The 14,884-nt window shown below is 56.2% G+C and carries 14 protein-coding genes; 2 read left to right on the top strand and 12 right to left on the bottom strand.

Annotated elements, in window-relative coordinates; all coding sequences use genetic code 11:
• Window positions 1–8: 8 nt before the first annotated feature.
• From rsxD to blr, 7 genes are all read right to left on the bottom strand, one after another.
• On the bottom strand, window positions 9–1,061 hold the full coding sequence (gene rsxD / locus EXW94_RS02725; RefSeq protein WP_089599515.1) for an electron transport complex subunit RsxD: 1,053 nt from the start codon (window positions 1,059–1,061) through the stop codon (window positions 9–11).
• The gene (gene rsxC, locus EXW94_RS02730; protein ID WP_174339416.1) at window positions 1,062–3,083 is read right to left on the bottom strand and encodes an electron transport complex subunit RsxC; all 2,022 of its coding nucleotides are present in this window, start codon (window positions 3,081–3,083) and stop codon (window positions 1,062–1,064) included. It lies immediately after the preceding gene.
• Complete coding sequence (gene rsxB, locus EXW94_RS02735; protein WP_042716342.1) at window positions 3,076–3,654, bottom strand: electron transport complex subunit RsxB; 579 nt, start codon at window positions 3,652–3,654, stop codon at window positions 3,076–3,078. The genes rsxC and rsxB overlap by 8 nt, the downstream gene beginning before the upstream one ends.
• Entirely contained in the window at window positions 3,654–4,235 is a 582-nt protein-coding gene (rsxA, locus tag EXW94_RS02740) for an electron transport complex subunit RsxA (RefSeq protein WP_120158804.1), read from the bottom strand. Before rsxA ends, rsxB begins: the two co-directional genes overlap by 1 nt.
• Window positions 4,236–4,311: 76 nt before the next feature.
• Window positions 4,312–4,752, bottom strand: a complete 441-nt coding sequence (locus EXW94_RS02745; RefSeq protein ID WP_010430380.1) for a DUF2569 domain-containing protein — start codon at window positions 4,750–4,752, stop codon at window positions 4,312–4,314.
• Window positions 4,753–4,837: 85 nt separating this feature from the next.
• Window positions 4,838–5,053 (bottom strand): transcription modulator YdgT, encoded by a 216-nt coding sequence (gene ydgT, locus EXW94_RS02750; RefSeq protein ID WP_108416867.1) that lies wholly within the window; start codon window positions 5,051–5,053, stop codon window positions 4,838–4,840.
• Window positions 5,054–5,275: 222 nt separating this feature from the next.
• Window positions 5,276–5,401 carry a division septum protein Blr gene (gene blr, locus EXW94_RS02755; RefSeq protein ID WP_168112406.1) on the bottom strand — a complete coding sequence of 42 codons (126 nt, stop codon included), beginning with the start codon at window positions 5,399–5,401 and terminating at the stop codon, window positions 5,276–5,278.
• Window positions 5,402–5,642: 241 nt separating this feature from the next.
• Between blr and EXW94_RS02760 the strand changes: the two genes are divergently transcribed.
• Window positions 5,643–6,683 (top strand): oxidoreductase, encoded by a 1,041-nt coding sequence (locus EXW94_RS02760; protein WP_089599521.1) that lies wholly within the window; start codon window positions 5,643–5,645, stop codon window positions 6,681–6,683.
• Window positions 6,684–6,736: 53 nt separating this feature from the next.
• Here the strand turns inward: EXW94_RS02760 and add are convergent, their stop codons facing one another.
• The 3 genes from add to malX all read right to left on the bottom strand — a co-directional run bounded on the left by add (window position 6,737) and on the right by malX (window position 10,648).
• On the bottom strand, window positions 6,737–7,738 hold the full coding sequence (gene add, locus EXW94_RS02765; protein ID WP_010430386.1) for an adenosine deaminase: 1,002 nt from the start codon (window positions 7,736–7,738) through the stop codon (window positions 6,737–6,739).
• A 96-nt stretch (window positions 7,739–7,834) separates the two neighbouring features.
• Window positions 7,835–9,007 carry a MalY/PatB family protein gene (locus tag EXW94_RS02770; RefSeq protein ID WP_120158803.1) on the bottom strand — a complete coding sequence of 391 codons (1,173 nt, stop codon included), beginning with the start codon at window positions 9,005–9,007 and terminating at the stop codon, window positions 7,835–7,837.
• A 48-nt stretch (window positions 9,008–9,055) separates the two neighbouring features.
• A complete protein-coding gene (malX, locus tag EXW94_RS02775) occupies window positions 9,056–10,648 on the bottom strand; it encodes a maltose/glucose-specific PTS transporter subunit IIBC (RefSeq protein WP_108416871.1) in 1,593 nt (530 codons plus the stop codon).
• A 178-nt stretch (window positions 10,649–10,826) separates the two neighbouring features.
• On the opposite strand from malX, the gene EXW94_RS02780 reads away from it, so the two are divergent.
• Window positions 10,827–11,855, top strand: a complete 1,029-nt coding sequence (locus tag EXW94_RS02780; RefSeq protein ID WP_120158802.1) for a Mal regulon transcriptional regulator MalI — start codon at window positions 10,827–10,829, stop codon at window positions 11,853–11,855.
• 103 nt (window positions 11,856–11,958) lie between these two features.
• Here the strand turns inward: EXW94_RS02780 and EXW94_RS02785 are convergent, their stop codons facing one another.
• Entirely contained in the window at window positions 11,959–13,491 is a 1,533-nt protein-coding gene (locus tag EXW94_RS02785) for a YdgA family protein (RefSeq protein ID WP_120158801.1), read from the bottom strand.
• A gap of 99 nt (window positions 13,492–13,590) precedes the next feature.
• Complete coding sequence (gene manA, locus EXW94_RS02790; RefSeq protein ID WP_174339417.1) at window positions 13,591–14,766, bottom strand: mannose-6-phosphate isomerase; 1,176 nt, start codon at window positions 14,764–14,766, stop codon at window positions 13,591–13,593.
• Between the last annotated feature and the right edge of the window lie 118 nt (window positions 14,767–14,884).

Here is a 14,884-nt window from a genome sequence, read left to right on the forward strand (position 1 = left end):
CGAAACCCTTAGCGATGACCGTACACGCGCGGACGCGTGTAGTAGTCGATGAGCGGAACAGTAATGTTGGCAAGCAGGACGGCGAACGCTACCCCATCCGGATAACCGCCAAAGCTGCGAATCAGCCACACCAGCAGACCCGCCAGCGCGCCGAAGATCAAACGGCCACGATTGGTGGTTGACGCCGTAACCGGGTCGGTAAGAATAAAGAATGCACCCAGCATAGTCGCGCCGGAGAGCAGATGCATCTGCGGGCTGGCCAGTGACTCAGGAGAGAAGACCCAGCCCAGCGTAGCGCAAACCGCCAGCGTCACGAGGAAGCTGACGGGAATATGCCAGCGGATCGCTTTTTGTTGCAGCAGGAACAGGCCGCCCAGCAGATACGCCAGGTTGACCCACTGCCAGCCTGCACCGGCCAGCACGCCGCTGTAGATGGCGGATTTCATGATCTGCTCAACGCTGTGCCCGGCGTGCAGGGACGTTTTAAAGGTATCGAGAGGCGTTGCCTGGCTGATACCGTCCACGCCCATACGCAGCGCGTTCATATCCGCGCCGAGTGCCGTATGGCCGGTAAAGATAACGTGCAGGGCATCCATAAAGCCAGGAACCGTGGCGGCAATTTCATGGGGTGGTAACCAGCTGGTCATCTGCACCGGGAAGGAGATCAGCAGCACCACGTAGCCGATCATCGCCGGGTTAAACGGGTTATGACCAAGCCCGCCGTACAGCTGTTTGGCGATAATCACCGCAAACACGGTACCCAGCACCACCATCCACCATGGGGCAAACGGTGGAATACTGATCGCAAGCAGCAGCCCGGTCAGTAACGCGGAGTTGTCAGCGAGAATGCGGGAGACCGCCATTTTTCGCAGCTTCAACACGAGCGCTTCCGCCGCTAACGCACTGGCGCAGCCAAGGACCAACTGGAAAAGGGTTCCCCAGCCGAAAAACCAGAACTGAACGGCGATGCCTGGCAACGCCGCCAGGCAGACCAGCATCATGATGCGCGATGTCTGGCGCTGGTTATGGGTGTAAGGGGAACTTGCGATTCTGAAAACCATTTAATCCTCGTTAACTGCTTGTTGTGCGGCTTTCTTCGCCTGAACGCGCGCAATCGCGGCGGCGACGGCGGCTTTGCGTGGATCGTCGTTTGCGGCCTGCGGCTGCTCTTCCTGCTGGGTGGCTTTGCGCGCTTTGGCCCGAGCGATAGCGGCTTCGACAGCGGCTTTGCGAGGATCAACCGGCACTTCGGGCTCCGCAGTTTGCGCCTGCTGCGCTGCTTTGCGCGCTTTCGCGCGTGCAATGGCCGCTTCGACGGCAGCTTTACGCGGATCTTCAGCGTCTTTCTCAACAACCACGTCCTGCTGACCCGCTTTACGGGCTTTGGCACGGGCAATTGCCGCTTCAACCGCCGCTTTACGCGGATCGACGCCCGTTTCAGGCTGGGCAGTTTCTGCTTTCTCTGCCTGACGGGCGCGAGCCTGGGCCTTGCGCGCTTCGCGTGCCGCAATCGCTTCGCTGTTATCCGGTTTTTCGCCTGCCGGGATCACCAGGGTTTGCGCTGCAGTGGCTTTTTTCTCCCGCACGCGCGCTAGTGCAGCGTTGATGGCGTCCTGATCTTTCTCACCAGGCTGAACGGCAGCCTGTTTATGGCGCTCCTGGCGGGCGATTTTCTCGCGTTCGAGACGCGCCTGACGGGCTTCAAAGCGCGCTTTGGCTTCGGCTGCGCGCTTCTCTTCCATTGAGATGGCATAAATCTCGGCCTTCTCCTGACGGAAGTATTGCACCAGCGGAATATTGCTTGGGCAGACCCAGGCGCAGGCACCGCATTCAATGCAGTCGGCAAGATTGTGGGCTTGCGCTTTGTCGTGCAGTTGGCCTTTGCTGTACCAGTACAGCTGCTGCGGGAGCAGATCCGCCGGGCAGGCATCAGCACAGGCGCTGCAGCGGATGCAGCCTTTTTCTTCCTGTTCTTCACCCATCTCGGTCGGAGAGGGGGCGAGCAGACAGTTAGTAATTTTGACGACCGGGACATCCAGCCACGGCAGGGTAAAGCCCATCAGCGGGCCGCCCATGATCACCATCTGGTCACTACCGGGGCAAAACTCGGCCTGCTCCAGCAGATGACGCACCGGCGTACCCAGACGCGCCCAAACGTTGCCTGGACGGGACACCGATTCACCGGTCAAGGTCACCACGCGCTCGGTTAGCGGCTCGCCGTCAATCACCGCACGTTTTACCGCATACGCCGTACCGACGTTTTGCATCAACACGCCGATGTCAGAGGAGCGGCCACCGTGCGGTACTTGTTTACCGGTGAGGATCTGGGTTAGCTGCTTTGCGCCGCCAGACGGGTATTTGGTCGGGATTACGCGCAGGCAAATATCATGGCAACCCGCCAGCACGGCCCGCAGCATGGAAATGGCCTGCGGCTTATTGTCTTCAATGCCGATCAGCACTTCTCGTGGCTGCAGAATATGGGCGAGAATGCGAATACCTTCCACCACCTGGGCGGCACAGTCCTGCATCAGACGGTCATCGGCGGTGATATAAGGTTCGCATTCCGCAGCGTTGATGATTAGCGTGTTAATTTTGTCGCCACCGCCGCGCAGTTTGGTACCCGTCGGGAAACCTGCGCCGCCAAGACCGGCCACGCCGAACTGATGGACGCGTTCAATCAGCTCTTCGCGGCTGCGGGAACGGTAATCGCTCCAGCCGTCACGGTCGATCCAGCGGTCTTCGCCGTCGGCTTCAATAATCACGCTCAGTTCAGACAGCGCTGAAGGGTGCGCGACGGTATGTGGGGCGATCGACACCACTTTACCGGAGGTGGGGGCGTGTACCGGCAGCATTCGTCCCCGACCAAAGGTCAGCGGCTGGCCGCGAAGAACGGTATCGCCTTCTTTAACGCAGAGTTCGCCTTCCGCACCGATATGCTGTTTGAGCGGCATGACGTAACGCGTCGCCAGCGGAATTTGTCGCAGCGGCGTGCCGTTTGACTGGGTTTTCATCTCCGGGGGATGGATACCGCCGTCGAAGTCCCAAATCTTCTCTTTTCTGAAAGCAGAAAATAACTTAAGCATGTTGTTCCACAGGAATATTGCGAACCGGAATGGTCTGAAGATCCCATTTCCAGCTTTCGGTAGTCGTTTCAACCGGGCGCAGCTCTATGCACTGCGTTGGGCAGGGGGCCACGCAAAGGTTACAGCCGGTGCACAGATCGGCCACAACGGTGTGCATGGCGCGGGTTGCGCCCACAATGGCATCAACAGGGCAGGCCTGAATACATTTGGTGCAGCCGATGCAGTTCGCTTCGTCGATCACCGCGAGGGCGCGAACCGGTTCCTGCACCTCGGCATCGCCGTCAACAGGCTGCGGGTCAACGTTAAGCAGGGCGGCAATTTTGAGCATCACCGCTTCGCCACCGGGCGCACAGCGGTTGATTTTTTCACCCTGCACGCCAACCGCTTCGGCATAAGGCCGACAGCCGGGGTAGCCACATTGCCCGCACTGGCTTTGCGGCAGCAGCTCGTCAATTTTTTCGACAACGGGATCGTCCTCAACCGCGAAACGGCGTGAGGCGTAACCCAGAATCAGGCCAAACACCAACCCCAGCACGCTGATGGAGGCGATGGCAATCCAGATAGCACTCATTACAACTTCACCAGACCACTAAAGCCCATAAAGGCCAGAGACATTAAACCCGCCGTCACCAGTGCAATGGCGTTTCCGCGGAAGGGTGCGGGAATATCCGCTGCAGCCAGACGTTCACGAATAGAGGCAAACAGCACCATAACAAATGAGAAACCGACGGCGGCAGAAAAGCCGTACAGCGCCGATTGCATGAAGTTATGCCCGAGGTTGATGTTCAGCAACGCCACCCCGAGTACGGCGCAGTTGGTGGTGATCAGCGGCAGGAAGATACCCAGCAGGCGATAGAGCGCCGGGCTGGTTTTGCGCACCACCATTTCGGTAAATTGCACGACGACCGCAATGACCAGAATAAAGGACAAGGTGCGCAAATAGATCATGTCCAGCGGGATCAGGATCCAGGTATCAATCAACCATGCGCAGATGGACGCCAGCGTCATGACGAAGGTTGTCGCCAGCCCCATGCCCATCGCGGTCTCCAGTTTTTTGGAAACCCCCATAAAAGGACACAGGCCAAGAAACTTCACCAGAACGAAGTTGTTAACCAGCACAGTGCCGACAAAGAGCAGTAAGTAATCGGTCATTATTCAGCCTGAAATAAAAAAGCCGCCTATTATCGGACAAAGCACGACAGGCGACAACAGGTTAACAGTAAGGTTATTACGGGTTCACGAAGGTTTTCTTCACCCGCGTCGAACGCTTGAAGTAAGGGACCAGCAGCGCAGCAGCCAGTAACGGGAATAACAGCTGGCGAACCGCTAGCGCGTCAGAAACAGGAGAAAAAGCAAAGGCTTTCACCGCCAGCAGCACGGAAATCAGCAGCCAGATAATATAATGTTTTGGCACACTTTTGCGGCGCTTAAAGAACGCAATGGTCAACCAGAGCGTGTAGTACCACATCCCGATGGCGAAGACGAACGAGGCAAACCACAACGCAATATTAAGCACACTTTGCGACATCAGGGTCTGAATGGCATGAGGTGTGATCAGCGCGGTGGTATAGAGTAACAGCGCAAGCGATGCGCTTAATAATGCAACCAGCAGCCATGCCAGCGGGGCGATTAACCAGCCTCCAATTCTTTCTCCAGGCGATACGGTCATGCTCTCTCCCATAGTCTGCGCGAAAGGTTATACAGAAATTTGCAGGGCGGAGAGTATATAACATTTCGCGCGGATGGCTACTTTCTTATAAAACGTAACGCCATACGGACTTCGGCACTTCCCCGACGTTGAACAAACGGCCACCGGAGACCAGTTCCGCCCGGCGGTGATCAGCAGCGCGATACATATTGATAATTTCGTGATTATCCAACAGCGTGTAGTTTAGATGGTCAAACAGTTTTTCCAGGCTCTCAAGGGAATTGATCTTGCGAAATTTTAATAAATAGTCCTGAACTGTCATGTTAATAAGTTTCCATATAAAAGTGAGTAATACCCGTGTCGGTAATTCGTTCGAATAATAAACGGATAAATAAAGGCGTAAAACAGCCCACTCACGTAATGTGACGAAATTAGGAGTTTTCTTTGCTGAAAGATTCAGGCATCAGACGATGCCTGGAAGAGAAGGTTAACCCTGTTCAACACGGCTGGCAATATGCAACTGACAGAATGTGTCACAAGGGCGTTACTTCGGTTGTGCGACGGTGACAGGCTCCGGCGGTTGGTAGTTATCGATGTGGCTGGCAACGCCAAGCAAAATGACCGAAACCCCAAGGACAATCCATCCCGCTAATTCAATGATTCGATTAATTATTGATGACATAACTCGTGTTTGTAATTTATCCATAAATACAGATTGCAAATGTTACCGTGCAGCACTGACCTCGGCAAGCGGTTTGGGAACGATACCCTTAATCAATCTTAGTGAGTTACATCCTTGTAACAAAAACATCTGGTGCAAGGTGCTATTTTAAGTCATATGACACATTATTAATGTGTAGTAATACCCGCAAAGCCAGTGTGAAATAAGATAATGACAGGAGGGCACTACGATGAGTGAAAATATCCGTGTCGGGCTGATTGGTTATGGTTACGCGAGTAAAACCTTTCATGCGCCTCTGATTAGCGGGACGCCGGGAATGTCTCTGGGGGCGGTTTCGAGCAGTGATGCCGCCAAAGTACATGCCGACTGGCCAACCGTTCCGGTTGTTTCTGAGCCTAAACATCTTTTCAACGATCCGAATATTGATGTCATCGTCATTCCCACCCCAAACGACACGCACTTTCCGTTAGCTAAAGCGGCGCTGGAAGCGGGTAAGCATGTTGTGGTCGATAAACCTTTTACCGTGACACTGTCACAGGCGCGCGAGCTGGATGCGCTGGCAAGAAGTCTTGGCAGGCTGTTGTCCGTCTTCCATAACCGGCGCTGGGACAGTGATTTCCTGACGGTGAAAGCCCTGCTTAGTGAAGGCACTCTCGGTGAAATAGGCTATTTTGAATCTCATTTTGACCGATTTCGTCCGCAGGTGCGTAACCGCTGGCGTGAACAGGCGGGCCCCGGAAGCGGTATCTGGTATGACTTAGCGCCGCATTTACTCGATCAGGCCGTCAATCTGTTTGGTCTGCCGGTGAGTATGACGGTTGATTTAGCGCAGCTTCGGCCTGGCGCGCAGACGACAGATTACTTCCATGCCGTTTTGAGCTATCCGCAGCGTCGTGTCGTACTGCACGGGACGATGCTCGCCGCCGCGGAATCGGCGCGTTATATCCTTCATGGTACGCGCGGTAGCTACGTGAAGTTTGGTCTGGATCCGCAGGAGGACCGCCTGAAAAACGGTGAGCGTTTGCCGCAAGAGGACTGGGGCTACGACATGCGTGATGGCGTGCTGACGCGCGCGGAAGGTGAAGAGTTGGTTCAGGAAACGCTGCTGACCATTCCAGGGAACTATCCGGCTTATTACGCGGCTATCCGTGATGCGCTCAACGGGACGGGGGAGAATCCGGTTCCGGCCAGCCAGGCGATTCAGATCATGGAGCTGATTGAACTGGGCATTGAATCTGCCAAACATCGCGCCACGCTCTGTCTGGCATAAGTTCTACATGTTTTTTTGTAGGCCGGGCAAGCGCAGCGCCACCCGGCAAATGCTCAACCGCGAGCCACTTTATCTTTAAGCGCCTGCTTCTCTTCAGGCGTCAGGAACGCAATTTCCAGCCCGTTAATCTGCGCCTGGCGGATCTGCTCGCGGCTCAGGCCCGCCTGCGGTGCGGCAATGTTGTATTCGTGAATAATATCCACGCCCTGAACCGCCGGATCGTCGGTGTTCAGCGAGGCCAGCACGCCGTGTTCCAGGAAGGTTTTCAGCGGATGCTTATCCAGCGTGGCTACGGTGCTGGTCTGAATGTTAGACGTCAGGCACGACTCAATCCCGATACGCTGCTCTGCCAGGAAATCCATCAGGGCACGATCTTCGACGGCTTTCACCCCGTGGCCGATACGCTCTGCGCCCAGCTCGCGAATGGCCTGCCAGATGCTTTCCGGGCCAGCTGCTTCACCCGCATGAACGGTAATATGCCAGCCCGCGTCACGCGCGCGGTTGAAATGAGAGAGGAACAGGCTACCCGGGAAGCCTAGTTCATCCCCGGCGAGGTCGACAGCGGTGATCTGGTCACGATGCGCCAGCAACGCTTCCAGCTCCTGAAGGCAAGCTGCTTCACCGAAGGTGCGGCTCATGATGCCAATCAGACGTGCCTGAACGTCGAAAGCTTTACACCCTTCGCGAACGCCCTCAATCACCGCTTCCACCACGCCCGCGACGGGCAGATTGTGGGTCATTGCCATGTAGCCCGGCGAGAAGCGCAGCTCGACGTAATGCAGGCCGTTACGGGCGGCGTCTTCAATGTTCTCGAACGCCACGCGGCGGCAGGCATCGAGCGAGGCCAGCATCTTTACGCCCCAGTCGAGTTTGCTCAGGAAGCTGACCAGATCCGGCTCATTCGAGGTGACCTGAACATGTGGGATCAGGGTTTCAAGCGTTTGTGCTGGAAGCGTTAAATTGAACTGGCGGCCAAGATCGAGGATGGTTTGGGCACGAATGTTACCGTCAAGGTGACGATGAATATCAGTTAAAGGCAGGCGTGTATCAATCATGGTCGCACTCTTTGCTGGTTAAAGTGCGCCATATTATAAAAACAAAACGGGGTAAAAAGCTATTTGCGCAAGGGAATATTCCGTTGCGCAATGGCATTACAGCAGGGTAGCGATCCCGGCGATGAGGCGTTGCACCCCTTGTTCCAGCTTGCTGCGCGGGCAGCCTGCGTTCAGGCGCACGAAGCCATTACCCTCTTCTCCGTAGGTATATCCCGGCATGATCGCCACTTTTTCCTGCTGTATCAGCACTTTTTGCAGCGCCCTGTCGTCAATGTTCAGCGGGCGCAGGTCAATCCAGGCCAGATAGGTTGCTTCCGGCGGCTGCCAGTTCAGTTTCGGAAAAGCGCGGTTTAATTCCTGCGCGATATACAACAGATTCTCTTCCAGATAACCCCGCAAGGCATCCAGCCATGGCGCTCCCTGCTGATAGGCGGCGATATGCGCCGTCAGCGCCAGCACGGAAGGGGAAGAGAGTCCGTCGCGGCCTTTAAGCGCGCGGAGGTAACCCGTGCGACTCGCTTCATCGCCGATCAGCCCGTAAGCTCCGGTCAGCGCCGGAATATTAAAGCTTTTCGAGCCAGAGGTGAGGAGCGCCCATTTGCCGCGCGCCACCTCATTCCACGGTGTGTGATGATGTTTTCCCCACACCATGTCCATATGAATTTCATCGCTGATCGCCGCCACGTCATAGCGTGCGCACAGTTCCGCCATCTGCGTCAGCTCATCCCGCGTCCAGACCTTACCGGTTGGATTTTGCGGGCTACAGAGCAGCAAAATTTTGTTTTCGGGTTTGGCCAGGGCCGTTTCCAGCGCGGCCATATCACCCATCCAGCCGCTCGCCTGTTTCACCATCGCAACCGGCACGACGTGGCGCGCGTTGCCTTCGATGGCGTTATAAAACGCATCGTACGCGGGAGTATGAACCACCACGCCGTCGCCGGGCTGCGACCAGAGACGGATCAGTTCTGACACCATGTAGATGACGGAAGGGCCATAAACGACGGATTCGGTATCGATACGGCTGTTAAAGCGTTGCTGGAACCAGTGCGCGACGGCAGCCAGAAACTCATCGTTTTTCCATCGGCTGTAGCCAAACACGCCGTGATCGATGCGCTGATGCAGCGCGTCGGTAATGCAGGGCGCAGTGGCGAAATCCATATCCGAGATAGTGAACGGCAGCAGATCGGCCGCGCCAAAGCGGTCGGCAACGTAATCCCACTGGGTGCACCAGGTGCCGTGACGATCCACGACGGTCGAGAAATCAAACATAACTCTCATCCTTAACGTAAAACCCCCTCATGAGAGGGGGCTGAGGCATCAGGCTTCTACTGTTCGCATCAGGGTTGCCAGTTCATCTTTTACCGACTGTACCTGCGGGCCGATAACCACCTGCAAATTATGCTGATTTAACTGTACCACACCGATGGCGCGGTTAGCTTTCAGCGCATTGGTATCCACTTTCGACATATCCGCCACCGACAGACGCAGGCGGGTAATGCAGTTATCCAGCGAGGTGATGTTATCCGCACCGCCCAGCGCTGCCAGAATGGCAGGGGTGTTGTAACCTGATTTTCCTACCGTCCCTGCAACCGCTTGTTCAACGCTGGTCGCTGTTTCAGCATCACGGCCCGGTGTTTTCAGGTTAAAGCGGGTGATGGCGAAGCGGAAGATGCCGTAGTACACCGCAAACCAGATTGCCGCCACGACCGGCACCAGATACCACTTGGTGGACAAGCCGTGCAGGATCCCGAACACCACGAAGTCAATCACGTTGCCGTCGGTGTTGCCGATGGTGACGCCCAGCACCGCCATCACGGTGAAGCCCAGACCGGTCAGCACGGCGTGAATGAGATACAGCACCGGCGCGACGAACAAGAACAGGAATTCGATTGGCTCGGTTGTGCCGCCAACGACGCAGGCAATCACACCGGAAATCAGCAGGCCTTTAATCTTATGACGGTTTTCCGGACGAGCACAGTGGTACATCGCCAGCGCCGCGCCCGGCAGGCCGCCCAGGAAGGCAGGCATTTTGCCCTGAGACAGGAAACGGGTTGCGCTCTCAGAGAAGCCGTGGGTGGTCGGGCAGCTCAGCTGCGCCTGGAAGATCGTCAGCGCACCGCTCACGTCGTGACCGCACACATCCATCGTCCCGCCCGCTTCGGTGAAGCGAATCAGAGCCACCAGAATGTGCTGCAGACCAAACGGCAGCAGCAGACGTTCACCGGTACCGAAGATCATCGGACCGAAATCACCCGCGCCGTTAATGATGCGACCAATACCGGTGATACCCATCGCGAAGACAGGCCAGATCAGCGGAATGATCAGACCAAACAGACCCATTACCACGAGGGTGATAATCGGCACAAAGCGGGTACCGCCGAAGAAGGCCAGGGCATCCGGCAGGCGGATATTGTGGAAGCGTTCGTGCAGCATCCAGATAATCACACCCGCGATCACCGCACCGAGGATCCCGGTGTCGATAGACTGGATACCAATCACGCTCTGAATATTATTGGCTTTTAGTACGGCAGCGTCGGTGGTAGGCAGAATGCCTTTTGCGGTCAGCCAGAAGTTAACCGCAAGGTTCATCACCGCGTAGCCCACGAAGCCCGCAAAGGCGGCTACGCCTTTATTCTCGCGCGCCAGACCCAGCGGGATGGCGATGCAGAACATGACGGGTAGGAAGCTAAACGCAAAGGAGCCGACTTTGCTCATCCAGATGAAGATCGCCTGCAGCACCGGGTTGCCGAGGAACGGGATCAGCGTGATAACGTCATGGCTGCTCAGGGAACTGCCGATCCCCAGCATGATCCCGCAGAATGAGAGGAGTGCCACGGGCAGCATAAAGGTTTTACCCAGTTGCTGGAAAAACTCCCACAGCGATATTTTTTGTGCTGCTTTCGCCGTCATAAAACGACTCCTTGATGGTTAAAAATAGTTTACCTGCGTCAATGCAGCGAGAAGATAAAACGTTTTATCAAACTTTAGTGCGCGCTAAATCACATTCTCAGGCTTTTACTGGTAGTATAAAGATAACGTATTGATAAAACGTTTTACCGATCTCATTATCAGGGAGTCACGCCAAGACATGGCCGTAGCGAAAAAGATCACCATTAACGATGTCGCCCTGGCGGCTGGCGTCTCTGTCAGTACCGTTTCGCTGGTGCTGAGCGGGAAAGGGCGTATATCTCCTGCGACCGGTCAGCGGGTTAACGAGGCGGTTGAGCAGCTGGGCTTTGTGCGTAATCGTCAGGCGTCCGCGCTTCGCGGTGGGCAAAGTGGGGTGATTGGTTTGATCGTTCGTGACTTAACCTCGCCGTTTTATGCGGAGCTCACGGCCGGGTTAACGGAAGCGCTTGAGGCACAGGGACGGATGGTGTTTTTGCTGCACGGTGGTCGCGACGCCGGGCAGCTGCTGTCCAGGCTGGATATGCTGTTGACGCAGGGGGTTGATGGCGTGATCGTGGCGGGGGCGTCGGGCGTGGGCAGCGAGCTGTGCGAGCGCGCCGCAGAGAAGGGCGTACCGCTGGTCTTTGCTTCCCGCGCCAGCTATCTCGACGAAGCCGATACGCTGCGTCCGGATAATATGCAGGCTGCCCAAATGCTGACCGAGCATCTTATTCGTCGCGGACACCAGCGTATTGCCTGGCTCGGCGGGAAAAGTTCATCGCTTACGCGCGCCGAGCGGGTAGGCGGCTACTGTTCGACGCTGATCAAATACGGGCTGCCGTTCCACAGTGAGTGGGTGGTGGAATGTGGATCCAGCCAGAAGATAGCGGCGGAAGCGATCGGTTCGCTGCTGCGCGCCAGCCCGACCATTAGCGCCGTGATTTGCTACAACGACGTGATTGCGATGGGAGCGTGGTTTGGCCTGATCCGTGCCGGACGTCAGAGCGGAGAAGGGGGCGTTGAAACCTTCTTCGGCCATCAGGTGGCGCTGGGTGCATTTGCCGATGTGGGCGAAAACGCGCTCGACGATCTGCCCATCGTCTGGGCGACTACCCCCGCGCGCGAAATGGGCTACACGCTGGCGGACAGGATCATGCAGCGCATCGAAAATACGGATGTCCAGGCCGGGCACCAGATTGTGGCGGCGCGACTGGTCACGGTGAAATAGCGCCGTGCACTTGCACGGGCCTACAACGGCCCCCAGTCGTAGGCCGGGTAAGCGTCAGCGCCACCCGGCAATAAAAAACCCCTCATAAGAGGGGTTTTGACGTTTACGGCTGCGGTGCCGCCGGTTCGGCTGGCGCTGCAGGTTCAGCCGGTTCCGGCATCCCCAGAGCGGGCATACCAAACATGCCGACAAAATCTTCCAGCGGCATTTTATCGCCGTTCAGGGTTACCTGGCCGTTGGCATACTGCAGGCTGGTGGAAATTGTGTTGTCTTCCACTTTAGTGATGCGGAACATCTGGCCCATCGCAGCCAGACCTTTCACCTGCTGGTTCGCTAGTTTGCCAGCGTCTTCATCGCCGTAACCTTCCAGCTTCGCAATCTGGGTCATAAACTCGGTCGCCATGTCCATTGGGATGGTCAGCTTGCTCTCGAGCGACTTCACGCTGCGATCCACTTCCTGCGCCAACGTCTGCGGTTCACCCGTTGCGGCTGCCGGATCTTTCAGGAACAGAGACAGGTTGAAGTTGGTTTCGCCTTTGCTGTTTTTCCAGCTCAGCGGTGCGACGGTGATCACCGGCTCGCCTTTCAGCAGGATTGGCAGGTTGTTGAACAGCACCGCCATCGCCTGCTGCTGGTACACTTCCGGATTCTGCTGCAGCGCGGCATCGGTCAGCAGCGCCTGGCTCTCTTTGCTGTATTTCTGGCTAAATTCGTGCCACGCCTGGCCGTCGATATTGCCGATCTTCAGCGTTAATTTTCCGGTCCCCAGATCCTGATTCTGCACCTTCAGGCTCTTCAGGGCGTAATCCAGCTGCGTATTGATATTCTTGCCGTCTTTGGAAATGTCGGATTTTCCGTTCACGTCCATGCCTTCCAGCACGGCCATCTCTTTACCTTCAACCACGATTGCAATCTTATCGAGAGAGAGCTTCTGATCGCCGATACGCTCTTTAAAGTCGGTCATACGGCTGTTGCCGTCGGCTTTCAGGTTGTTGAAGCTGAGCTGAACCTTTTGGTTATATTCGTTAACCGCGTTCACCACGCCGCTTTCTGCTTCACCGGTCAGAGAGAACACGTTTCCGTCGCGGTCAGCGTCCAGTTTGAAGTTACCCCCGCTGAAGGCGACCTTCTCGTTCTCTTTCTCGTAGTTCAGTGCTTTCAGCGCAATATCGGAACTCGTGTCACCGGCATAGCTGATGCGGGTATTGATTTCGAAAGGTGAGGTATTTTTTGCCAGATCAAACAGCGGTTTGGTGACGTCGTTATTCACCAGCACCGTGTGAACGGACGCCATTGATGGGATCAGATTAAACGATTTTAACTGTGCCAGCGGGAACGGACCGTGGCTGACCACTTCATCCAGCACCACGCTCTGGCCAGGCTTCAGCCAGGCGTTGGCGTTTCCTGCCACAGGTTTCACCACCATCTGCATATGGCTGGTAAACACGCCGCGCTGATAGTTCTGATAGCTAAGCTCAACGCCTGCCTCCGGCGCGCTGCGCTTAATCTCTCCGTTAGCCTGCGCGACCATCTCAGCCAGACGGCCTTCCAGCTGTTTCCCGGTAAACCAGGAGGCTCCCGTCCAGACCACGCCTAACGCTACAATCACTCCAACCGCTACGACCGATTTTTTCATTGCGACTATCCCTAAAATGAAACCAGGCGGTAAAAACCGCCCGGAGATATTAAGCCTGCAACTAGCTTAGCAAGAGTTGTTAAAAAATTCAGTAAGTGCTTATAGCTTATTAAAAACGCGCGTCAGACGACCGGTGCCGCTCACGCTAACCGGCGACTCGTTCGCTGCAACAAAAGCCGACTCGCCCGGCTTGAGCACCAGACGCTGTTCGCCTTTCTGCAGCGTCGCTTCGCCCTCCACGCAGAACAGGATCGCCGCGCTCTCCTGTGCGATGGCGGTTTCGGCGTGGCTCAGGTCGTGCAGAGAAAACGCAAAATCCTCAACCGGGATCGGGAAGTCCAGCTCTGCGCCGTTTTTCACCGGCTGAGTCAGCAGTTCGTCGGCAGGCTTCGCCACGAACTTCACGTTGGCGACCAGCTCAGGGATATCGATGTATTTTGGCGTCAGGCCCGCGCGGAGCACGTTATCCGAGTTGGCCATCACTTCCAGCGCTACGCCCTGCAGGTAGGCGTGCGGGGTTTCGGCAAACAGGAACATCGCTTCGCCCGGGTTCAGCTTCACCACGTTCAGCAGCAGGGGAGAGAACAGGCCGCTGTCGTCCGGGTAGAATTCGGAAATCAGACGGATGGTCTCCCACGGCTCACCTTGCTGGCTGTTCAGTGCGGCTTTCAGCACTGCCAGCGCGTGAGATTTCTCTTCGCCCTGCATATTCAGCAGGCTGGCAAACAGCTGGCTCAGCGCGTCAGCGTTCGGGTTTTCCAGGAAGTGGGCGATAGCCTTGTTAGCACCCGCCACAGGTTGCAGCAGAGAAACGATCTCTGAAAACGCGCGGAACGCGTTCATCGCCAGGAAAGGGGTGAGAGCAAAAACCAGCTCCGGTTTGTGGTTCGGATCTTTGTAGTTACGTTCAGCCGCGTCTAATGGAATCCCCGCCGCGTTCTCTTTCGCAAAGCCGATTTCAGAGGCTTTCTTGTTCGGGTGAACCTGAATGGAGAGCGGCTGGTCGGCGCACAGTACCTTAAACAGGAACGGCAGTTCGCCAAAACGCGTGGCAACCTTGTCGCCCAGCAGTGCGGCTTTATCGGCATCAATCACGTCGCGCAGGCTGCGTACCTGGCCGCTGGCGTCTGTTATTTTTGAGCTGCTCTTCGGGTGCGCGCCCATCCACAGCTCTGCCATCGGCAGGTTGTCCGGGTTGGCGATACCGTAGAGATCCGTTAACGCAGTTTTACTTCCCCAGGCGTAGTTTTGCACTGAGTTGATGAGTTTTTGCATTATCAAGCCCTGATTCAAATGTGGAATTAACTCCGGGTATTAAAGCAATAAACCGCGTGGAAGTAACCTGCGGATGTAAAAAGTCGTACTAGTCTCAGTTTTTGTTAAAAAATTGTGT

This window comes from Enterobacter sp. JMULE2 (assembly GCF_013337145.1).
Taxonomy (GTDB): domain Bacteria; phylum Pseudomonadota; class Gammaproteobacteria; order Enterobacterales; family Enterobacteriaceae; genus Enterobacter; species Enterobacter mori.

Excerpts from the sequence above, each read along its gene's own strand:
- rsxD (WP_089599515.1), bottom strand. The coding sequence starts at position 1,061 with ATGGTTTTCAGAATCGCAAGTTCCCCTTACACCCATAACCAGCGCCAG.
- rsxC (WP_174339416.1), bottom strand. The coding sequence starts at position 3,083 with ATGCTTAAGTTATTTTCTGCTTTCAGAAAAGAGAAGATTTGGGACTTC.
- rsxB (WP_042716342.1), bottom strand. The coding sequence starts at position 3,654 with ATGAGTGCTATCTGGATTGCCATCGCCTCCATCAGCGTGCTGGGGTTG.
- rsxA (WP_120158804.1), bottom strand. The coding sequence starts at position 4,235 with ATGACCGATTACTTACTGCTCTTTGTCGGCACTGTGCTGGTTAACAAC.
- EXW94_RS02745 (WP_010430380.1), bottom strand. The coding sequence starts at position 4,752 with ATGACCGTATCGCCTGGAGAAAGAATTGGAGGCTGGTTAATCGCCCCG.
- ydgT (WP_108416867.1), bottom strand. The coding sequence starts at position 5,053 with ATGACAGTTCAGGACTATTTATTAAAATTTCGCAAGATCAATTCCCTT.
- EXW94_RS02760 (WP_089599521.1), top strand. The coding sequence starts at position 5,643 with ATGAGTGAAAATATCCGTGTCGGGCTGATTGGTTATGGTTACGCGAGT.
- add (WP_010430386.1), bottom strand. The coding sequence starts at position 7,738 with ATGATTGATACACGCCTGCCTTTAACTGATATTCATCGTCACCTTGAC.
- EXW94_RS02770 (WP_120158803.1), bottom strand. The coding sequence starts at position 9,007 with ATGTTTGATTTCTCGACCGTCGTGGATCGTCACGGCACCTGGTGCACC.
- malX (WP_108416871.1), bottom strand. The coding sequence starts at position 10,648 with ATGACGGCGAAAGCAGCACAAAAAATATCGCTGTGGGAGTTTTTCCAG.
- EXW94_RS02780 (WP_120158802.1), top strand. The coding sequence starts at position 10,827 with ATGGCCGTAGCGAAAAAGATCACCATTAACGATGTCGCCCTGGCGGCT.
- EXW94_RS02785 (WP_120158801.1), bottom strand. The coding sequence starts at position 13,491 with ATGAAAAAATCGGTCGTAGCGGTTGGAGTGATTGTAGCGTTAGGCGTG.
- manA (WP_174339417.1), bottom strand. The coding sequence starts at position 14,766 with ATGCAAAAACTCATCAACTCAGTGCAAAACTACGCCTGGGGAAGTAAA.